Below are 21,105 nucleotides of genomic sequence, written 5' to 3' on the forward strand. Positions count from 1 at the left end.
TAATATGATTTATAAGAAGCTACGAAATTACATGTTTTTTATCTCTTGCGCAAATTGGAAAATTGACTCATTAGCGTCATATTTGACCTCTTTGGCCGGAAAATTATACACGACAGTCAAAAATATGTTAATCTTCGTGGTTTATTTCTTAATTTTGTAAGCAGATGTCGACATTGAGTAAATACATATCAGATTTATTGTTTCTGCACAATTGCGTTATTGTGCCAGACCTGGGTGGTTTTGTGGCAGAATACCATTCTGCTGTTATTGACGAACAGCGCGAAATGGTTTACCCTCCTTCCAAATCTCTGGCTTTTAATAATGCTTTGCGCAACAATGATGGGTTACTGGTAAATTATATTGCTCATAAAAGAGAACTGACTTACGAGGCCGCAGCAACCTGGCTTTCAGACCAGGCAAAGGCTATCAAGCATACTTTACTTACCGACGGACTTGTAATTGTTGATGGATTGGGGGCATTGTACCTCGATGAGAACCAACAATTTCAGTTCAGAGCAGATGTGGAGCAAAACCTTTTGGCCGATGCATATGGGCTTACGCCGGTTAATTTGCCAATAGACCTGAGCATACGCACTTCAAATACACTGAAAACGGTACCTATAAATCAAAACCAGGGAATTATGAGCAAAAAAACCATGGTAAAGATTGCCGCCGTGCTCGGTCCCATACTCATTATTGGGGCAGTGCTAACCTTCGGCACAGACTTTTTTAAACAAAACCAAGGAAGTCAAACAGCGGCCATAGGCATTTCGCAACCAGAAAAAGAAGCTTTGACAAAGGACTCTGCAGATATTGAGGAAATTGCAACTAAAAAAGAACAAGCGCTATATTACAGTGAAAAAGAAGCAACTTACCAATATCATATTATTGCAGGAAGCTATAATAAACGCAAAAATGCTCAAGTATTAGCCGACCAATTGGTGAAAGATGGCCATAATGCCAAAGTTGTAGAAGCCGATGGAAAATTTCGTGTATCGCTCCAGCAATTTACTGACCGGTATGAAGCCTTGCAAAAACTTGATTTTCTGAGGAGAACAACCAATAAATCCTACTGGCTGTTTAAGCAAAAAAATTAATTAAATACCTCAATCCTTTCCCCTTTTTTACACTTAAATATTCTGCAGAGATGCTATCTTTGTATTTACGCATTTTTGAAGTTTGATTTTCTGCAATGATAGACCAGTTAACCATTGACCGCATATATAGCAGCATCGATATTGTAGATGTAATTGGTGATTATGTTTCGCTCAAGCGACGCGGGGCAAATTACCTTGGCTTATGTCCATTCCATAACGAAAAAACACCATCGTTTACCGTTAGCGCATCAAAAGGCATTTACAAATGCTTTGGTTGTGGAAAAGGTGGCAATGCAGTAAACTTCCTCATGGAGCAGGAAGGGCTGAGTTATGTAGAAGGGCTAAAACAACTGGCCAAACGGTACAATATAGAAATAGAGGAAAAAGAACCCTCTCCGGAAGACATCAAAAAACGGGACCAACGCGAAAGCATGCTGATACTAACCCGTTTTGCTTCAGAGTGGTATGCCAAACAACTTTTCGAGACAGACGAAGGCAAGCGCATCGGGCTCAGCTATTTCAAAGAACGCGGTTTTACAGAAAACACCATCCGGAAATATGAACTGGGCTACAGCCCGGCCAAACGCGATGCTTTTACCAATGCCGCTCTCAACAAAGGGTATAAGATAGATTATCTTAGCGAAACAGGGTTAACCATTGTAAAAGAAGACCGAAAATTTGACCGTTTCGCGGAGCGGGTCATGTTCCCCATCCACAGCCTTAGCGGGCAGGTCATTGCTTTTGGTGGTCGCATTATGCGAAAAGATACCAAGATGGCCAAATACCTCAATTCGCCAGAATCAGAAATTTATCATAAAAGCCGGGTGCTCTACGGGATTTATCAGGCCAGGAAAGACATTACCCGGCTCAATGAATGCATTCTGGTAGAAGGGTATACCGATGTAATTTCGCTTAGCCAGTCGGGGATACAAAATGTAGTAGCCTCGTCCGGTACTTCACTCACGCCCGACCAGGTAAAGCAAATTAAGCGTTTTACTTCCAACCTAATAATACTCTACGATGGCGACCCCGCCGGCATCAAAGCATCTATGCGTGGAATCGATATTGTGCTTGAGGAAGAGATGAACGTTAAAATATGCCTGCTTCCCGAAGGGGAAGATCCGGATAGTTTTGCAAAAACGAATGGCGCACAGGCTGTAAAAGAATACATCGAAAAAAATGCTACGGATTTTATCCGTTTTAAAACCAATATATTGCTGCGGGAAGCCGGCAACGACCCGGTTAAAAAAGCAGGAATTGTGAGCGAAGTTGTAAAATCTATTGCCTTAATACCTGATGGCATTACACGCTCTGTATACCTGAAAGAAACCGCAGGCATGCTCGATATGCAGGAGAAAGCGCTTTACAACGAAGTGAACAAAATTCGCAAACGCCGCTTTTATAAAGAAAAAGATAAACAGCAAGCTCACAAAGAAAACACTACACCTGCACCTAATGAGCGCTCGTTAATTTCAGCAAGTGAACCTACCCTGCATCAGGCAGAACGTGAGCTAATCTGGCTTTTACTCGAACACGGCGAAACAGAGCTGGCATTAACCGATCTTGAAACAATTGATGAGGACGAAGAAATTAATGAAGATACAAAAATGATTTCCGTAGCCGATTTTGTGTTGGAAGATCTCAACCACGATGGTTTGACCTTTGCACACGCTCTTCATCATAAAATTTTAGATGAAATGATGAACTTTCAGGTAAAGGGTTTTGCTGTAAATGAAAAATATTTCCTTAACCATGAAGATCCTGAAATAGTAAAAACCATTGTCGATATTACAAGTCGTAATATTCAATTAAGCAAGATTTGGGAAACAAGAGCACCAGAAAAAAACTTCGAAGAATCGAACCTGACACGACTTATTGAAAGAATACTAATTGAATATAAACTGCAACGGATAAAAGAAATGCTACATGAACTCATGCAAAAACTAAAACATAACCAAACAATGCCTGCAGAGGAGCGGGCTGAAACCCTGCAGGAATTTTCCAGGCTAAGTAAAGTAAAAACCCAGTTGGCCGGATTACTCGATAACCGCGTTATTTTCTAATATCAACCTCAGCACAACACAGGAAAACGCTGAAGCGGCTGTAACATGTTTTCTTGTAGGACCTTAATACATTCGAAACCTGAAAACGACCCGCCTAACCAGGGCCTTAAAAGAAATTGATTTATTCAGATATCTTCACCCGGTCCAGATATAAAAAGTTCATTCCACCATATTGCAAATTTTTGATGTTGCTGCGGCGAATCATAAATACCTTTGTGTTTTCCATATCTTTGGGTTGCTCCAGAACGAGCTCGGGTTCTTCCCCTTCAAACATGCTTATATTATTTTCCACAAAATCAGACACATATTTTTGTTGCATGGTTAGCAAAAAATCTGCTTTGCCATCTCTTATAAGCCTTAAACTTTTTGCAGGAGTGGCCTCAAAAATAGCCGTAAGTTTATCAATGTAAGGTAGCTGCTTGCCGTTTTTATCTTTTTTATAATAATGATCATTTTTTTTCATTATTAGAGAATCTGTAGCGGGATCAAAATGTTCCAGTTCAAAAGGGCCACTACCTACTTTACAACTGCTGCCATATTTTTTCAACCCTTCCGGAGGGAGAATAACCATGTCGGGATTAACCAGACTATAAATAAAAGCAGGATTGGATTTATTTAAATAAATTTCTACAGTAAGAGAATCCTTCACCTTAATTCCTTCCAGTTGTCCGGGTTCAAATTTTTTGTTACGGCAATTCTCGTAAAAAGCCGAGCCCCCTTTAATGTCTTTTAAAAAACCAATGCCTTGATCGCTATTGGCCTTATACCAGTAAGTGTATTCAAGCGAGTATTTTACATCAGATGCATCAAGATACCTGCTCTGCTTGTTTTCAAAACACACATCATTGTGAAACAATATATGCTCGTGCAGGTGAAATATAATTTTGTCATGATTATTGTTTACAACCCAACGTTTTGCCAGTCTGCCTTCCTGTTGGTTATTGGCCGGATTAAGCCCTATCAAACCATCATGAATTTGCGTTACAATGTGCGCTTCTTCCAACGTATTAATAGTTGCAGGAAAAATATCGTCCGGGTAATTAGATTCGATAAATTTCAGGTGATTTGAGTTAAAATCCTTGTCAATGGGGACATTACAAGCACTTAAGCCTAAAATGATCACGAATAGTAATAAGAACCTAACCATAACTTAAATTATTGATTTATTGCATAAAGGTAAGCAAATCATTAAAAATGTGAAATCAAATCTTAAGTCAACCGGCAACATTTTTCTATGTTTTTTTCCTTAAATTTGTTTAGGCTGATAATATTGGAATGGTGCTAAAATACTACTTGCTTTTTGTTTATCTTACAGTTTTACCCGGGTATGCTTGTGCCCAGGTAGATGAAACAACTATGAAAGCAATTTATGTAGAACGTTTCTCACGCTTTATAGAATGGCCGGGCAACAGACAGGGCGATTTTTTTAGAATACAGGTAATAGGCGACAAAAACCTGGGTCAAAAATTCCGTAAAATTTATAAAAAGCTGGAAATTAAAAATAAAACCGTATTGATACACGAGCATGAAAATGAATACAATCCTAATTTTCGGCCCCATGTAATATACATTACCAATAAGGCACTGATAGACGATGTGCTTGAGGAAACAAAGCAGGTCCCTGTATTGATTATTTCTGAAGTAAACGGAGGCGCCAGAGCCGGGGCCATGATCAACATATACAAAAAAGAATCGACTCTTAAATTTGAGATTAATGAGCGGTCGATGTACAATAGTAAATTATATGTAAGTTACCGATTAAAAAAGGCAGCACAGCGCATTGTTAATCCTGTGCAGAAACAAAAATGAACTGGTTAAATAACATATCGCTCAAGCATAAACTAATTGGTTTGGTCTTATTGGTCACCATTACCGTAACTGTAGCCGGGTACAGCGTTATTATATTTCGTTTTGCCAATGAACAAGAGCGTAAATTTCAATCCAATATAGAAACAAACGCAATATTGCTTGCCGATTACTGTGTAGGCCCAATGAGTTTTAACGACTCTATTGGGACGCACAATATTTTAAAACGTATTGAGAATCTGCCTCATATTATCTCTGCACGGGTTTATGATAAAAACAACAATTTATTTTCAAAGTATATTGCCGACTCTACATACGCCACACAACCGCGCCAACAAATAGAGACCGCCGAAATCCGGAAAACGATTAAGTACAAAAATATCAAATACGGAACCATAGTTTTACTGGCCAGCAAAGAAAATATTTCATCCGAAATCACCAGTTTTATGCTTTCAAATGCAGGTTGGATATTGTTCCTGTTACTGCTGGGTTCTGTTGCAGCTTACAGAATGCAGTTTATCATTACCCGGCCATTGGCTCGCCTGGCCCAAACATCGAAACAAATTTCGCAGGAAGCCGATTATTCAATTAGACTGCAGCGTGAAGGAAAAGACGAAATTGCAATGGTTTACCGTGCCTTTAACGATATGCTCAGACAAATCGAAAAACGCGATGAGGCAAGAAATGCCGTTGAACTAAGGCTCCAAAAGGCAAAAGAAGCAGCCGAAAGAGCAGATCAGCTAAAAACCAGCTTCCTAACCAATATGTCGCATGAAATTCGCACACCGATGAATGCCATACTTGGGTTTACTAACCTCATGCTCGACGAAGACTTATCCAGAAAACAAGAAAGAGAGTACTTAAAAGTCATTAATGAAAGTGGCGCAACGCTCCTAAACCTGGTAAACGATATATTGGATATTTCTAAAATAGAATCAGGTGAACTAAGTATTGCCGAAGGAATTTGTGATATTAACGCCATGTTCGGCGACTTGTATGTTTCTTTCAATGAGATTAAAAGCCAAAAAAATAAAGACCACCTGTAATTGTACATCAATAACCCGTTAAATCATAAAAAATTATTGCTCAACACCGACCCCTTCCGACTTAGGCAGGTGCTTGTAAATTTACTGGGAAATGCCATAAAGTTTACCGACAGTGGCCACATAGAATACGGATTGAAAGAAAACACTGATTCGCTCACGTTTTATGTAAAAGATACCGGCATTGGAATAGACCGCAACTATAAAAGTGAAATCTTTAAACGTTTTCGGAAAATCGATGACGAAAAAACACGGCTATACCGGGGTGCAGGGCTTGGATTGGCCATATCGCAAGATATTGTGAAACTTCTCGGTGGCGAAATCAAGGTGAAATCAGAGCCGGGACAAGGTTCGTTATTCTCCTTTTCGCTGCCCAAAAAATTAATCAACAAAAAGGATATACCTAACCAAAAAGCCAGCACGGTAGATAAAAAAGAACTTGACCTAATGGGTAAAACCGTACTGGTGGCCGAAGACGAACCAAACAATTTTAAATACCTGAATCAGCTGCTACAAAAATACAATGCAACCATCATTTGGGCAAGAGATGGGCAGGAAGCCATAAATCAAGTAGGCCGCCAAAGAACAGACCTCATTTTAATGGATATTAAAATGCCGGTAATTGATGGCTATGAAGCGACCCGGCGCATCAAAGAACAATATCCTAATTTGATTATTATAGCCCAAACAGCCTATGCATCAACTGACGAAATGAAAAAATGCAAATTAGCCGGCTGTGACTATTTTCTTGCAAAACCAATTAACACAGCAGACCTCATTAAAACCCTAATGCAGGCTACAACATAAACAGGTCCTGCTGAAAAACAGCAAATACCATAATTACTAAATCGACATACTCAGGTATTAAAAAAACTGATATTGCATTTGTTTGCCTGATGCACACCTTATTCAACGTTGACTGCGACTCGAAGTATATCAATACGCTGTCGCTTTAAAAAGGTGCGTCTCAGACTTTTTCAGCAGAGCCTGAATAATGGTTAATTTTGTGGTTTTCTGAATATTTTAAACTTCCCCAACCCAATTTTCTGAAAGAAATAGGCAAATGAAACGCCCAATACCCCAATACCATATTTAGAACTTCTCGCCAGGTTAATAGACGATGCTTCATCGAAATACTTGGTTGGGCAGGTGACCTCTGCAATTTCATAACCGGCAAAAAATATCTGGGCCAGCATCTGATTATCAAACACAAAATCGTCGGAGTTCGCGTTGTAATCAATGTCTTTGAGCACTTTGGCTGAAAAAGCACGATATCCCGTATGGTATTCACTAAGTTTTTGGCTCATTAAAATATTTTGAGCCAACGTTAGCAACCTGTTGGCCACGTACTTGTACCAGGGCATACCACCTTTCAAAGCTCCTTTACCCAAAATGCGCGATCCGAGAACAACCTCATACAATCCATTGGCAATGATGTAACACATGGAATGAATCAATTTTGGGGTGTACTGATAGTCGGGGTGCAACATAACCACGATATCTGAGTTGAGATTAAGCGCCTTGTTATAGCACGATTTTTGATTTCCGCCGTAGCCCTTATTGGTGTCGTGCCTCACAATGTGTTTTATGCCAAGCTTTTGGCCCACCTCGATTGTTTTATCATTGCTCCGGTCGTCGACCAATATTACCTCATCGACTATATCAAAAGGAATTTCATTATATGTTTGTTCTAATGTTTGCTCAGCATTATAAGCAGGCAAAACCACCGTAATTTTCTTATTATTAATCATGGATCTGCATTTATTTTTGAGGTTCACGGTAACAAAAAACGAACCCGTTTTTCTCTCCAAACTTCTTTAATTGTGGGTATTTCTTCAAATATTTCTCTGCCCGGTGTGTTTTTATTACAAACCAGGCTTTTTTATCAATATCGCCTTTTAAAAGCCAGCTTTCAGTGATACTTTCTCCGTTTTTTCTTGTTGATCGCTGTCCATAGAAATAATGCGCATAACTCTTAAAGCCCAAAGGCTCTACGTAGACATTTTTTTGGGCTTTCGATTTATAAAACTCAATGGCCGCACGTTGGGAGTAACCTTCAATTTTTGGTGTCATCAGGGTCATTGAAAGCAGTAGAAAAAGTATTGTGCCCCCAAAAAGGCCTGCTATAGCATGCTTTTTTTGGTTTTTACGCCATTTTATGATAAAAAATACAATCCCGGCCAGCATAATCAGGCCTGTGAGAGATTCCCAGCCCGTCCAATGAACATCGGCTTGCATATTGGCCTGTGCAAATTGACCTTTAATTATGCCCGAAGCGGCAATTTCTTTGGCGTTTTTACCAATCCAGGGCATGGCAAAGGTTACCAAAGCATAAAACCCGCCCATCACAACTATGCCTGCAGGAATCCACTTTGCGGCTTTCATTTCTCCATTAAGAATACGATTTATTACGTATGCAGCGAGATAAGTAAGCGGAAAATAACACATGGAAGAATAGTGTATGATCTTGGTATTCACAATGGTGAACAAAATAAGCACAGTCCAAAACAATACGACCATCATTAACCGCATTTGCTGTTGCAGCGAGTCGTCGTAATTTCTTCTGAAACTCTGCAGGGCAAATATTGAGGCGGGAAAAACCCCGATAAATAAAATCACAAAGTGATAAAGCAAGAAACCGCCATGGCCCGCTCCCTCCTTGCTGAAAAGGTGTATTTGGTATTCGATGAAATCTACTAAAATGTCGTAATTACCATTGAATATTTGCAACAAAAACCAAAAGCCACCAACAAAAGCTGCCACCAGGGCATAAATCGCTACATCTTTCCAGTGAATGGATACACGAAATTTGCGTATCGACAAATAAATTAAACCTGATAGCGCAAAAATTAAAAACCCGACAGGCCCTTTTGTCAATATTGACAGCCCGATGGCTATTGCAGAAAATATGCTGTATTTGGTTTTTGGATTGTGAAAGTACCTGAGAATAAAATAAACGCCCACAAAAATAAACAAGTTGAACCATGGGTCTATAATACCCGACTTAAAGTAAAAAAAAGGAAGCAGTGAGCCGGCATAAATTAGAGCCCACAACACACCAAAGCGCTTGTTGTAAATTTCGCGCCCCAAATTATAAAGTACAAGCAGGGTAAGTATGCCACAAATAGCGTTGGGAAAACGCGCTGCAAACTCATTAATGCCAAAGGCCTTCATAGAAAGCACCTGCATCCAGATAAACAACGGGGGTTTTTCCCAAAAAGGCTCAAAATTTACCTGTACTGTGAGATAATTACCCGAAGCAATCATTTCACGGGCCGATTCGGCGAAATTAATTTCATCCCAATCGAACAAATGCACCTGCCCCAAAAAGGGGACGAAAAGCAATGCGGCTACAACCGCAATAATGATCTGAATTCCGGTATTTGTCTTATAAAATGGCATTGCTATGGATTTATGGCAATTGCCGCAAACTTACATAAAATTTTCCGAATGTGATATAAATAGCCCCTAACACGATTAGCTGGAAACAGAAAAACAAGCCTTATTGCATTCTTTTAACAGGATTGTCATATTTTTGCCACAAAGCCTTAAATATGTTGACAAAAATTCTGGAAAAACAAAAGACTTTTATTACTGCCTTTGGTTTATGGATTGCGATTTCTGCAATACTGCTTATGCTGGGAGATAAAATATACTGGCAACAATTATTCGATGCGCACCATACATTGGCAGCCGACTATTTTTTCAAATATATTACCTTGTTTGGTGATGGGCTGCTGCTTGCTATTGTAAGCATATTGCTGGTGTTTTACAGGGTTAGACTATCCATATTTTTATTGGCCACCTACCTGGTATCCGGCCTTTTTGCCCAGTTGCTCAAACGGTTTATTTTCGACGATGTAAACCGTCCGGGATATGTGTTTGATCAACTGAACTTAGATTTAACCCAGGTACTCGATGTGGGACTAAAAAGCTACCACAGCTTCCCCTCAGGCCATACCACTTCGGCATTTGCCTTTTTCTTTGCGCTTTCGCTAATGCTTTCCGGGAAAAACCACTGGTGGCAATTTATCTTTTTTGCAGCCGCACTTTTGGTCGGTATTTCACGTGTGTACCTAAACCTGCATTTTGTAAATGATGTGGTCATGGGCAGCATACTTGGTGTATTAACAACCTTTTTTATGTATCCGCTGTTCGCGGGATTTAAAGCTCCCTGGCTTGACAAGCCATTGAGTGAAATTATATTTACAAACAAAAAATAACATGTTAACCTATGAGCGAAGCAACAAAAATAGAACAACAACTGGATATTATTGCAGCTGACTATAATATTGAAAACAACCTGATACATTTTCTTTTTTTTATAGGTATACAAGAAAGTGGTGAGGGTTTTCGGGAATTTACCAAAGAAGAAAAAATCGACTTAATAGAACTTGGCGGCGCTACCGTGCTGGCTCCTTTTGGATACTACACAAAGGTAGATACAGACAGTCTCCTTCCTTATTATGTGATAAACCCTGACCTAACCCTACCGGAAGGGATCCAAAGAGAATTATTACTAAAAAAAGGCATCGTTGCCTATTTTGAAAACCATACCCATGAAATAAGTTCATCGTAAGTTAAAATATTTTAATTATGAAGCACACCATACTATTGTTGTTGTTTGGGTTACTATTAAGCTCAACAACATTTGGACAAGAAAAAGCTGACCGGTCTAAGGTTAAATTGAGTACGCCCTATGGCGATATGATAATTGAGCTCTTCAATAAAACACCAAAACACCGCGACAATTTCCTGAAACTTGTCAAAAACGGTTTCTACGACAGCCTTCTATTTCATCGCGTTATAGAGGGATTCATGATTCAGGGCGGCGACCCCGACTCTCGTAATGCCGAACAAGGCAAACGGTTAGGTAATGGTGGTCCGGGCTATCAGATACCGGCTGAATTTGACACCACGCTGATTCACAAAAAAGGCGCACTTGCTGCTGCCCGCGAGGGTGACCGCGTCAACCCGGAGAAAAAAAGCTCCGGTTCGCAATTTTATATTGTACAGGGCAAAGTTTTACCGCTACAGGTGCTCAACCAAATGGAAAATAAATTTAACCAACGGAAAATTAACCGGTTGATAAATGAATACCTGCAAAATCCTGACAACAAAGAAAGAAAGGTCATTATGGATTCTCTTCAAAAAGCACAAAAATACGAGGAACTGAATGACCAATACCGTGAAGTAGAACAAATCATCACCGCGGCACCCGATTACGAGCCATTTAAATTTTCATCGCGGCAAGAGGAAGCTTATTCAACAGTTGGCGGCACACCCCATTTAGATGGAGCCTATACCGTTTTTGGACAGGTGGTAGAAGGTTTAAACGTAATTGATTCCATTGCAGCCCAACCCACCGATAAGTTCGACCGGCCGGTAGAAAATGTTACGATGGAAATGGAATTGATAAAGTAGCCTTTTTATGGATTGGTATGATTACGGGGCCAGGTTTTATGATGCGGCTATAGCCCGTTTCTCAACGGTTGACCCCAAAGCCGAAGATTACAAATTTCAGTCTTCTTATTTATATGCGTCTAACAATCCAGTCAGATTTATAGATAAAAACGGGGAGGCAGCCATGGAACCTCCTTTGGTTTATGGGCAATTATATTCGGAATCCATTAATAAAGGATATCTTACAAAGGGAGATGTACAAAAGAATTCAATTGGAGCTGTGGCAACGGTAGGTATACCTGCTTTAGTACTTACAAGTAAAATATGGTTACCTATATTGACTACTGGAGCATTAAAAGGGATTAACGGTATAAGTAAAGGTATAGGAATAACATCAAAAATGATAAGTCGAACTGCAGTAAAAAACCCCAAAGTTATTGAATATGGCACTGCAGCTCTTGAAGAATATGCAGGTGCAAGTCTTGGCGCAACGGGAGTATCCATATTTGCAACTATGGATATGAAAATGAGTGGTTTGGCTTTAGATATCTTTAAAGAATATTATAATCAAGCACAAAAATCAGATGCAAGTACAAGAGGCTCTGATACTGAAAATTCAGATGCAGAAGATATTGATGATTCTGATAATGAATCCAATGAAGAGAGAGAGAGTTCGGAAGAAAACCAATCAGGTTCATTTGGAATTGAGTTTAATCCTGATGGATCCTTCAGAGCATGGAGTACAAATGATGACGAATACTTTTAACTAATTAAGATAGAAAATGATAATAAGTCTTTTAATCTATATCGTTATTATATTGCCAATTGCAATCTCAAATTATAAAAAAGATGGAAAGAGGCAATTGTTCAGAAAGATACTTAATATTATTATTACATTGTTTGTTTTTGTTTTCTATGGGGGGAATACAAAATTAGTCGCACAACAATTATTTGAAAAGAATTTTGATTTAATCAGTGGTGCGCCCGTAATAATAAATGTTTTAATAGCTATATTAATTGGGGTTCTATCTTTTTATACAATAATTTTAGTTTTTAGGCTTGCTACAAGGAATGAAAAAGGCAGAAAACCGTTTTTAATTATGTGTCCCATATTGTTTGTAATGACTGGTTTTTTGGAATACCAAGAATTTATTAATACTGATAATGAAATACCGACTATAGTTTTTATTGCAGTTAGCAATACAACTAATTTGTTGATATGGATTAGTATATTCTTCTTTTATAAAAGCAAAAAAACGAAAGCTTTTTTAGCTTTGAATGAAGAAAATTAGGAAGATTGGTTGCTTTACTCCTACACTCCTAGACCCAAATGACCCCCCCGCTACCGCGCGATTGTATCGCGTGGGCGTGCAGCCATTCAGCTAATTACGGACTTATCTCTGAATTGCAACTTTATTTTTAAAAACGCTATCTTTGCCAGCATGAGCCGAAATTATAAAATGCATAACCCGAAGGGCGTTTATTTTGTAAGCTTTGCTGTTGTAGAGTGGTTGGATGTATTTACACGACCCGATTATAAAAACATTGTCCTTGATAGTTTGCAATACTGCCAAAAAGAGAAAGGGATGGAGATTTTTGCCTGGTGCATAATGACGAATCATCTGCATTTAATATTCAGAAGCGTTCAAGAGGATAAACCGGAAAAACTGCTTGGCGATTTCAAACGGTTTACCAGTAAAGAAATTGTTAAAGCAATAAAAGAAAGCCCAAGAGAAAGCCGCAGAGAATGGTTACTGGAACAGTTTGAAAAAGCTGGGAAAAAGTCTTCCAATGTAAACCAATATCAGTTCTGGCGACATGATAATAAACCAATAGAATTATGGAGCAATAAAGTTATTGCAGAAAAGTTAAACTACATTCACAATAATCCGGTCGAAGAAGGATTGGTTTTTAGCCCGGAAGAGTATCTTTACAGTAGTGCAAAAGATTATGCCGGAGAACGAGGTTTGCTTACGGGTATCGTAAAGCTTTTGTAGTTTATAGACCACGCGATGCAATCGCGCGGCAGCGGGGGGAACATATTCAGGCAGCACTTAGGCAGGAAGAGGCACGCCAAAACCTTGAAGAGTTTGATAGTAATCAGATTAAAGAAGGTGACGACGAAGAGGAAGAAGAACAAACAGGCGGAGAAATGGAAGAAGAACAAAAAGACGGGTACACAGAAACCACCATATCTTTCAATGGTGTCGGTGCTTTGAAGATTATTACGCCTGATGCCCAATCGCAAGGCGGAGATAGTTGGGCTGTAACAGCTGCTGGTGGATACATGGTAGCATTGCAAGCGGATTTAGTCACGCCAGAACCAACTGACGCCGCTTGGCCTAAATGGGTTGGACATGCAATATTAGGAACGACATCAGCAATAATTTTTTATTCTGCAGGTAAAAATATTTTAAACCCTTTTCTGGAAGGAACAACAACCAGTAGAGGGAATGCTACAAAATGGCCAGTTAATGGTAAACCAGAACCAGGAGGAAGTGATTATGGGGGCAGTGCATTGGCTTTTGTATTAGGTTCATGGGATTTATATGATAAGTGGAAAAAAACGACAAACCCAGCTTTTGAGAACCATAAGCTTCCAAGTTCTAACCAAGATATTGTTGTTCCGTATAGACCAGGGTATCAACCTTAAAATAATTTTATGAAAAGATTAATTTTATTAAAAAAACTTAGAGGAATATCCATTGCAGCGGTATTCATTATAATGATTGCTCGTGAGTTCTTTGAGCAATATGTTTCTAAAGAAATAATAATGGGCTCGCTTTATTTATCAGCTTTCTTATTAGTATGTTTATTGTCTTTAAGTGGTTGGATATATTTTGAAAAAAGGAGAATAAATAAAAAAAGTACTAATTATGACAATTTCTAGAATTATATTTTTTTTGAGTAATTATTCATATAAAATAATATCTGTACTTTTCGGGGGGTACATGATTTCCTATTTTATTCTTTTGGATTACATTTATCAAGATGAGATACCTATTTTTTTTGCATATATATTTTGGTATTTATTTGGGGTGTTTTCAGGTTTTTCAATAGTAAGGACGATCCAAAAAAAATATAATAAGTAACAATAATAGAACCTCCAACTAGCAAGTTTGTTGAAGTGTTATTGTATAAAAAGTTAATAGTATACCTGGCTCGAGCCTAATTGGGCTCCCTCCTACACACATGAATAAAGGAACAACCGCACGAAAGTTCGTGCATTTGTGAGCGGAACGAAAAAGGCGAACGGATATAAAGCGAGATAGGAAAAAGGCCGGCGGTGCCGGGTTTTTTTTATGGTGGTATTTCTGAATACTCTGGCCGGTTTATCCGGCAAACTTAAGAAATATGATTCGTTGGCCTGAAACTAAAAGTCGATATTAATCGTTAAATTTGTAGATGAACAAAACAATGGAAATTATGAACGTAGTTGAAAAAAGAGACTTTATACACAGACATTTACATAATGCTGACGAAAGCCTTATCAATAGTCTGTACGAAACATTGCAAAAAAACAGAGCCTTAAAACAAAAATTAACAAACAGGGCACAAAAATCGGAACAAGATATTAAGGATGGTAGAGTGTTTAGTCGTGAAGAACTAGAATAAAAAAAGCTCTGATGAAATTACTATACACCGAACAAGCTATCGAAAGCTTAAACGAAGCATTAGATTTTATTGCACCTAAAGTAACCGACAAAAAACTCTCTGAAATACGTAATCAAATACTGGACAAGGCAGATACACTTATCGACCAACCTCTTAAAGGGCAAATTGAACCTTATCTTGAGCATTTGAATCTTGAACACAGAAGATTAGTTGAAGGAAACTATAAAATTATTTATCGTATATATGGTTCAATCATTTATGTGACAGATATCTTTGATTCAAGACAAGATCCATACAAAATGAAAGAGTAACTCCCCCCGCTGGCGCGAGCTTGTAGCTCGTGCCTCATACAAATCAGTCGATGTTGATTGTGAAAACTTCCCTTAATTAGTAGCACTTTTAATTAAAGTCTTTTTCATGCAGGAACGTCGGAGTGTTATGTTAAAAGCGAAAACAGATCATCTTAAAAACTCAGGCCAACCTTTAAAATTGTGGTAAAAAAATAATTATTTCAAAATGCGGCGTGTAAGTAACCTTACAGGCACGTAGGAAGCTATAAAACCGATGAGTCCTACAACCACAAGCACCCATACAAAATCTATGGCCTGAAGGTCTACCGGATAGGCATCAATTATAAGTGTACCCTGCGTACTGATTTTAATAAGAGCATAGGTTTGCTGCAGCCAGGCAACAATAAAACCAAGCAACAATCCCGTTATGGCACCCACAAAAGTAATCATGAAACCTTCGGTAATAAATATTTTGCGGATAAGCTTGTTGTCGGCTCCCAGGCTCTGAAGAATAAACATATCTTGTTTTTTGTCGATAATCAGCATGGTTAGTGAACCCAGGATATTAAATGAGGCAATAACCAAAATAAACGACAAAATGAGGAAAATGGCCCATTTCTCTGATTTCATCACCTTGTAGAAAAACTCATGTTGTTCATAGCGGTTTTTAATCACAAATTCATCTCCAAGGCGCTCCTGCAAATTTTCTTTTACTTCGTCTACATCTGTTTGGGTATCTGTTTTAAGCTCAATGGCCGAAACCTCATTCCCTGTATTGAAAAGTTCTGCAGCAAAGCTAAGCGGAACAATAATGTATCTTTCGTCGATTTCCTGCCTGATGGAAAAAATCGCTGAAGGAATAATGTATTTTTGTCGAAATGCATTTCGTGCAGAGGCACTGAGTTTTGCATCCCGGTTTGGCGCATAAATTCTAATGGAACGTGCAAAATTCAGATTCACCCCTAAAAAATAACTTAACCCCTGACCCACAATGCAAAATTGTCCGTCTTTGGGTTGCTCAGGAGCCATCCGGTTAATCATGGTATCGAGGCCGGTTACATCCATGTAGTGCTTGTCTACAGCCTTTAGGCGTGCGGGATGTGTTTTCTCATTGTACTTGAGCAGTACATTTTCCTCTATCACCTCAGCATATACGGCCACACCATTGGTATTTTCAATCAGCTTAAGCGTAGCACTATCGGCCTGAAAGCGCTTACCTGAGGCAGGTAAAATTTTTAGTTCAGGGTCAAAAGAACTGAAAAGGCTGCGCACCACCTGATCGAAACCATTGAAAATTGATAATACGAGTATAAGCGCGAAAGTTCCAACTAAAACACCCGTTACAGATATGCCTGAAATAATGTTGATGGCATTCTGTTTCTTGCGCGAAATAAGATACCGGGTTGCTATAAACAATGGAAAACGCATGTGCTAATCTTCGTCGAGTTTATTCTCAATGTTTTCGATATAGTCGAGTGAGTCGTCCAGATAAAAATGCAGCTCCGGAACTTTCCGTAACTGATGCCGCACCCTTTTACCTAAGTTGTAACGCAACTCCCCTGCTGCATGATTTACCTTGGCAACAATAGCTTCAGGGTCTTCGGCCGGGAATAAGCTCAGGTATACACGGGCTATTGATAAATCTGCTGTTACACGCACCTGGGTAACAGTAAACATCACACCCGGCTGAATAGCCGCTCCGTCTTGTTGCAGCATTTCGCCCAGGTCGCGTTGTATTTGACGATTAATCTTTTTTTGTCTTTGCGTTTCTTCCTTCATCTTCAACTCCTTTCCATCAATAAGTTTAATTATACAAAAGTAATGCTTTTTTCCGCTTTTAAAATATCAACTTTCGTCATAGAGGTTTCAGCACGCATACACTCAACAATATTCATGAAAAGCTTATTGTCCATATTGATATGAATAGTCAAATTTACTACCTGTGCGCCTCTAAAATTAACTTAGCCCTATACCCGATACCTGATGAGGAAACCATTGTGAGCATCAGGAGCTGAAAATATTTAAAACATGGCCTGAACCATGGCTTTTTAAAACGTGGTTTACTCCAACAACCCATGCCTCTCAATGTAATGAATTAATGTGGCGGCCATTTGCTTATGCTCTTCAACTCCTGGATGTCTGTTCGCTGCAAGATAATCAAAAAATAGGGTGTGGGTATTTTCATCATTTAATGCTTCAACAGCTTTGCGGATGTAGGCAGGCCATGGCGAATCAGGAGCTACGGCATCCATGCTCCCCAAAGTACAAACAATGGGCGACTTGGGATAATTTATTCTGAGTTGCTGCATGAAATTCCGGTAACTTCGAACTATATGTTGGACACTGATTACTGAATCGCCAAAACGGTATTGGTACTCTGCCAATTTGGGATTTGACAGGATCCATGAATCATTTTGCCCCAAATTAACAACCACGAGTGGGGTGGTTTGATTAGAAAATGTCCAGCTGCTTGATGCATCGTTGGGACTGAGCCGGTTATAAAGTTCCGGCATAATTTGCGGATACCAACTCACCATAAAACCAATGCCACCACGCGCAATGCAATGGTAAACAGCATCGAAATATCTTGCTGTTATAGCACCATAGCTCATGTAATTGTTCGTAAAAATGCTGTCGGGCCGGTCCTGTCCGGAATAATCTTCATTGGCATACCCCGTAGTAATAGAATTTCCATAAAACACTATTTTATGGTTTTTCTCAGACAAGGGTAAAACTGTTGCATCCCGGTCGATTTTAAAACCATAAAAACTGGTTGTACCTGTGGTAAACTCAGTTCGCCTGTAAAGCTCTACTGTATGAACTCCATTGGGCAAGTCAGCCAATTTGATTTCCTTCCTGGTCGTATCCGGTTTGATAATTCCTGCACTATCGCCATCAACAATTACATTATAATATGTTTCGCCAACATTATCTTTCAGAATTGCAATAACAGAAGTACCTTTAAATTTGATTTTGATACTGCTACCCGGCCAAAAAATGCTAACTGCATCCTGAGTCGAACTATCAATTCTACCTTCGTAAACTATTTTCGAATCTGAGGGTACAATTAATTGATTTGTGTTTTGTTCACAACCATGGAATAACAAAATTGTAAGGAAAAACAAAAATATATACCGCATACAAATTTTTCTTTAAAGATATATTTTAAACAGTTTGTAAGGTGCAACAAGTCAAACTTTTTGTTTACAAGCCAGTTGCCCGGCTAATTAAAGGATTTAATAATGATAAATCATTATTGCTTTATATATGTTTTTTATTTACATTTGGATATATAAAAATACTGTATATGGAAAGACATCTACATAAAATATTGATTACATGGGACTTTAGTGAAAAGTCTGAGTTTGCACTTGCACACGCAATAAAACTCGGTCGCCAATTGGGGACCCAACTTGAATTACTGCATGTGGTAAAAAGAGAGACTGAAACAGCAGATGCCCAAAAAAGGCTGGATGATGTAGCAACACGGGCAGAAGAAACATATGGTGTAAAACCGCTGACAAAAGTTAAAGAAGGTAGTATTTTTCACGCCATTGGTGACTATACCAGGGAAGAGGATGTAAAACTGGTTGTGATGGGCACCCATGGCATACGAGGTATGCAAAAAATTACCGGTAGCTGGGCTTTAAAAGTTATTGCCAGTTCTGAAGTGCCCTTTATTGTTGTTCAGGAAATGCCAAGAGTCGAAACATACGATAAAATTGTATTTCCGGTAAACTTCAAAGCAGAAAACAAAGAAAAACTCATCTGGGCCATATACCTCGCCAAATACTTCAATTCAAAAATTTTGCTGTTCAAACCACCGGTCGATGATGAATATTATCTGACCAAAGTGAATAATAATCTGCTTTTTGCCAAAAAACATTTGCAGCATTACGGTGTGGATTTTGAACTCGAAACTGCCCGTAAGGCAAGTAAATTTGAGGATGAAATGCTTCAATATGCGCAAGACGTAGAAGCAGAGCTCGTGCTCATCATGACGACAAAAGGTATTGGTTTGGGAGACTATATTTTCGGTGCTTCAGAGCAATATATTATTGCCAACAGTGCGAAAGTGCCAATTATGTGCGTTAACCCGCGAAAAGATGTAGCAAAAGCCAACCTTTCAGCCAACTGGTAATTAGAATAACTCCGCATATTTTCCGGATGATACATTATTGCTTCGGCACCCTTACACAGATGTCGAAGCAATTTTATTTTAAGGCTGGTTATTTTTTATAAGCGTTCCATCCCTGAGCCTTTAGCTCAATATCATGACCGGATTTTGAAACAAGATAACGGCCCTTAGCTATACTGGTAATGTGACCAATAGCCACCAATTGCTCAATATCCTTAATCTTTTCATAATCAGTCGGGTTAATGGTGAATACCAGCTCATAATCTTCGCCGCCATTGAGCGCGGCTATCAGTGGTTCAATATTCATCTCATTGGCCATCGATGCGGCTTCCTGACTAATGGCCAGTTTATCCTGGTATATGCGGCAACCGCAACCACTTTGCTTACAAATGTGCAATAACTCCGAAGACAATCCATCTGAGATATCCATCATGGCAGTGGGTTTGACATGCAGTTCGCGTAGCTTTTTCACCACATCGAGTCGCGCCTCGGGTTTGAGTATGCGGCTGAGAATATAATCGCTGCCTGACAATTCGGGCTGGGTATGCGGATCAGCCTTGAATACTTCTTTCTCGCGCTCAAGCAATTGCAGCCCCATGTAGGCCGCTCCCAAATCGCCGGTTGCGCAAATAATATCGTTTTCGCGAGCACCTGAACGGTACACAATTTCTTCTTTTTGTGCAGCACCCAAAGCTGTAACACTAATGGTTAATCCCGTTACCGAAGATGTAGTGTCGCCGCCTACCAAATCTACACCGTAGGCTTCGCAAGCTTTAAAAATGCCCGAATACAATTCATCTACTGCTTCAACAGAAAATTTGCCCGACATGGCAATAGAAACAATAATTTGCTTTGGAATGGCATTCATGGCCACCACATCAGAAAGATTTACAATTACGGCTTTGTAGCCTAAATGCTTAAGCGGGGTGTACATAAGATCGAAATGTACCCCTTCCACCAAAATATCAGAGGTTACGACAGTTTGCATGCCGCTGTAGTCAAGCACTGCTGCATCGTCGCCAATGCCTTTTTGGGTTTCTTTGTTTTTTATTTCCACATTTTTGCTGATGTGCTCAATCAGTCCAAATTCACCAAGATCTGCAATCGGAGTAAGTTTTTTTTCTTCTGCTGCCATAATTATTGTATTATTGATCCTTTACCTGCCTGCCAGATGAGTTTTTTTCCAAATCCCAGGCGGTTATCGGTCATTTTTATTTCGTTCGGTTGGAGTACCCAGAGTGTAGTCTCCATCAACCGGGCGTAAGGGAAACGCTTTAAATACCTCTTTCTGGCTTTTTCGAGCAATTCGCCTTCCGGTTGTGTAGTGGTGCCTGCAATTTGTATGCCTTGTATTTTACCTACCAGCTTTGTTTCCAGATAAATATTAGCTGCTACCTGCTCGTTTTGAGCGGCTTCAGCACCATGCCTGGTTTTTAAATCGGTGGTGTACACAAACACCTTTTCATCATCCATCCATGCGTAAAAACAACTGGCGACCCATGGCACGTTCTCTTTACTTGTAGCAAGTGTAAGCACATGGTGCTTTTTAATCATTTTTATTATACGCTCGTCTGTTGATGTCATCTTATTTTTTTTGCGAAGATAGTACTTTTGAATGGGTATCACTTAAATCAACAGCTTTTCCTTATT

Annotated in this window: 24 protein-coding genes; 16 read left to right on the forward strand and 8 right to left on the reverse strand. The window is 39.2% G+C overall.

Going from position 1 to position 21,105, the window contains the following annotated elements; genetic code table 11:
* Positions 1-164 precede the first annotated feature (164 nt).
* The gene (locus ACTB0Y_RS06610; protein WP_463206022.1) at positions 165-1,097 is read left to right on the forward strand and encodes an HU domain-containing protein; all 933 of its coding nucleotides are present in this window, start codon (positions 165-167) and stop codon (positions 1,095-1,097) included.
* 95 nt (positions 1,098-1,192) lie between these two features.
* A complete protein-coding gene (gene dnaG / locus ACTB0Y_RS06615; protein ID WP_463206023.1) occupies positions 1,193-3,160 on the forward strand; it encodes a DNA primase in 1,968 nt (655 codons plus the stop codon).
* 121 nt (positions 3,161-3,281) lie between these two features.
* On the opposite strand, the gene ACTB0Y_RS06620 is transcribed toward dnaG, so the two are convergent.
* On the reverse strand, positions 3,282-4,307 hold the full coding sequence (locus ACTB0Y_RS06620; protein WP_463206024.1) for an ABC transporter substrate-binding protein: 1,026 nt from the start codon (positions 4,305-4,307) through the stop codon (positions 3,282-3,284).
* Between the two features lie 131 nt (positions 4,308-4,438).
* On the opposite strand from ACTB0Y_RS06620, the gene ACTB0Y_RS06625 reads away from it, so the two are divergent.
* From ACTB0Y_RS06625 to ACTB0Y_RS06635, 3 genes are read left to right on the forward strand one after another with little or no spacing between them, the layout of a single operon-like run.
* On the forward strand, positions 4,439-4,969 hold the full coding sequence (locus tag ACTB0Y_RS06625; RefSeq protein ID WP_463206025.1) for a YfiR family protein: 531 nt from the start codon (positions 4,439-4,441) through the stop codon (positions 4,967-4,969).
* Entirely contained in the window at positions 4,966-6,012 is a 1,047-nt protein-coding gene (locus tag ACTB0Y_RS06630) for a histidine kinase dimerization/phospho-acceptor domain-containing protein (RefSeq protein WP_463206026.1), read from the forward strand. Before ACTB0Y_RS06625 ends, ACTB0Y_RS06630 begins: the two co-directional genes overlap by 4 nt.
* Positions 6,013-6,816: a response regulator gene (locus ACTB0Y_RS06635; protein ID WP_463206027.1), complete on the forward strand. Its 804-nt coding sequence runs from the start codon at positions 6,013-6,015 to the stop codon at positions 6,814-6,816.
* A gap of 191 nt (positions 6,817-7,007) precedes the next feature.
* On the opposite strand, the gene ACTB0Y_RS06640 is transcribed toward ACTB0Y_RS06635, so the two are convergent.
* Positions 7,008-7,760 carry a glycosyltransferase family 2 protein gene (locus tag ACTB0Y_RS06640; protein ID WP_463206028.1) on the reverse strand — a complete coding sequence of 251 codons (753 nt, stop codon included), beginning with the start codon at positions 7,758-7,760 and terminating at the stop codon, positions 7,008-7,010.
* A gap of 10 nt (positions 7,761-7,770) precedes the next feature.
* Positions 7,771-9,411, reverse strand: a complete 1,641-nt coding sequence (locus ACTB0Y_RS06645; RefSeq protein ID WP_463206029.1) for an ArnT family glycosyltransferase — start codon at positions 9,409-9,411, stop codon at positions 7,771-7,773.
* A gap of 152 nt (positions 9,412-9,563) precedes the next feature.
* On the opposite strand from ACTB0Y_RS06645, the gene ACTB0Y_RS06650 reads away from it, so the two are divergent.
* From ACTB0Y_RS06650 to ACTB0Y_RS06695, 10 genes are all read left to right on the forward strand, one after another.
* Positions 9,564-10,232: a phosphatase PAP2 family protein gene (locus ACTB0Y_RS06650; RefSeq protein ID WP_463206030.1), complete on the forward strand. Its 669-nt coding sequence runs from the start codon at positions 9,564-9,566 to the stop codon at positions 10,230-10,232.
* A gap of 11 nt (positions 10,233-10,243) precedes the next feature.
* Complete coding sequence (locus ACTB0Y_RS06655) at positions 10,244-10,588, forward strand: hypothetical protein (RefSeq protein ID WP_463206031.1); 345 nt, start codon at positions 10,244-10,246, stop codon at positions 10,586-10,588.
* Between the two features lie 17 nt (positions 10,589-10,605).
* The gene (locus tag ACTB0Y_RS06660) at positions 10,606-11,433 is read left to right on the forward strand and encodes a peptidylprolyl isomerase (RefSeq protein WP_463206032.1); all 828 of its coding nucleotides are present in this window, start codon (positions 10,606-10,608) and stop codon (positions 11,431-11,433) included.
* Between the two features lie 7 nt (positions 11,434-11,440).
* A complete protein-coding gene (locus ACTB0Y_RS06665) occupies positions 11,441-12,178 on the forward strand; it encodes an RHS repeat-associated core domain-containing protein (RefSeq protein ID WP_463206033.1) in 738 nt (245 codons plus the stop codon).
* A 16-nt stretch (positions 12,179-12,194) separates the two neighbouring features.
* Entirely contained in the window at positions 12,195-12,704 is a 510-nt protein-coding gene (locus ACTB0Y_RS06670; RefSeq protein ID WP_463206034.1) for a hypothetical protein, read from the forward strand.
* A gap of 168 nt (positions 12,705-12,872) precedes the next feature.
* Complete coding sequence (locus tag ACTB0Y_RS06675; RefSeq protein ID WP_463206035.1) at positions 12,873-13,409, forward strand: REP-associated tyrosine transposase; 537 nt, start codon at positions 12,873-12,875, stop codon at positions 13,407-13,409.
* A gap of 155 nt (positions 13,410-13,564) precedes the next feature.
* Entirely contained in the window at positions 13,565-14,065 is a 501-nt protein-coding gene (locus ACTB0Y_RS06680) for a hypothetical protein (RefSeq protein ID WP_463206036.1), read from the forward strand.
* Between the two features lie 9 nt (positions 14,066-14,074).
* A complete protein-coding gene (locus ACTB0Y_RS06685; protein WP_463206037.1) occupies positions 14,075-14,302 on the forward strand; it encodes a hypothetical protein in 228 nt (75 codons plus the stop codon).
* Positions 14,303-14,838: 536 nt separating this feature from the next.
* Positions 14,839-15,027, forward strand: a complete 189-nt coding sequence (locus ACTB0Y_RS06690) for a hypothetical protein (protein WP_463206038.1) — start codon at positions 14,839-14,841, stop codon at positions 15,025-15,027.
* An 11-nt stretch (positions 15,028-15,038) separates the two neighbouring features.
* The gene (locus ACTB0Y_RS06695) at positions 15,039-15,338 is read left to right on the forward strand and encodes a type II toxin-antitoxin system RelE/ParE family toxin (protein WP_463206039.1); all 300 of its coding nucleotides are present in this window, start codon (positions 15,039-15,041) and stop codon (positions 15,336-15,338) included.
* Positions 15,339-15,533: 195 nt separating this feature from the next.
* Here ACTB0Y_RS06695 and ACTB0Y_RS06700 read toward each other — a convergent pair whose 3' ends face one another.
* The 3 genes from ACTB0Y_RS06700 to ACTB0Y_RS06710 form a co-directional block, all read right to left on the reverse strand.
* Positions 15,534-16,745: an FtsX-like permease family protein gene (locus tag ACTB0Y_RS06700; protein ID WP_463206040.1), complete on the reverse strand. Its 1,212-nt coding sequence runs from the start codon at positions 16,743-16,745 to the stop codon at positions 15,534-15,536.
* 3 nt (positions 16,746-16,748) lie between these two features.
* Positions 16,749-17,096 carry a 30S ribosome-binding factor RbfA gene (gene rbfA, locus ACTB0Y_RS06705; RefSeq protein WP_463206041.1) on the reverse strand — a complete coding sequence of 116 codons (348 nt, stop codon included), beginning with the start codon at positions 17,094-17,096 and terminating at the stop codon, positions 16,749-16,751.
* A gap of 281 nt (positions 17,097-17,377) precedes the next feature.
* On the reverse strand, positions 17,378-18,457 hold the full coding sequence (locus tag ACTB0Y_RS06710; protein WP_463206042.1) for an SGNH/GDSL hydrolase family protein: 1,080 nt from the start codon (positions 18,455-18,457) through the stop codon (positions 17,378-17,380).
* Positions 18,458-18,624: 167 nt separating this feature from the next.
* On the opposite strand from ACTB0Y_RS06710, the gene ACTB0Y_RS06715 reads away from it, so the two are divergent.
* Positions 18,625-19,458: a universal stress protein gene (locus tag ACTB0Y_RS06715; RefSeq protein WP_463206043.1), complete on the forward strand. Its 834-nt coding sequence runs from the start codon at positions 18,625-18,627 to the stop codon at positions 19,456-19,458.
* A gap of 88 nt (positions 19,459-19,546) precedes the next feature.
* Here the strand turns inward: ACTB0Y_RS06715 and thiL are convergent, their stop codons facing one another.
* Together thiL and ACTB0Y_RS06725 are read right to left on the reverse strand one after the other, a co-directional pair.
* On the reverse strand, positions 19,547-20,590 hold the full coding sequence (gene thiL / locus ACTB0Y_RS06720; protein WP_463206044.1) for a thiamine-phosphate kinase: 1,044 nt from the start codon (positions 20,588-20,590) through the stop codon (positions 19,547-19,549).
* A 2-nt stretch (positions 20,591-20,592) separates the two neighbouring features.
* The gene (locus ACTB0Y_RS06725; RefSeq protein ID WP_463206045.1) at positions 20,593-21,039 is read right to left on the reverse strand and encodes a pyridoxamine 5'-phosphate oxidase family protein; all 447 of its coding nucleotides are present in this window, start codon (positions 21,037-21,039) and stop codon (positions 20,593-20,595) included.
* Between the last annotated feature and the right edge of the window lie 66 nt (positions 21,040-21,105).

The organism is Salinivirga sp. (assembly GCF_055145285.1).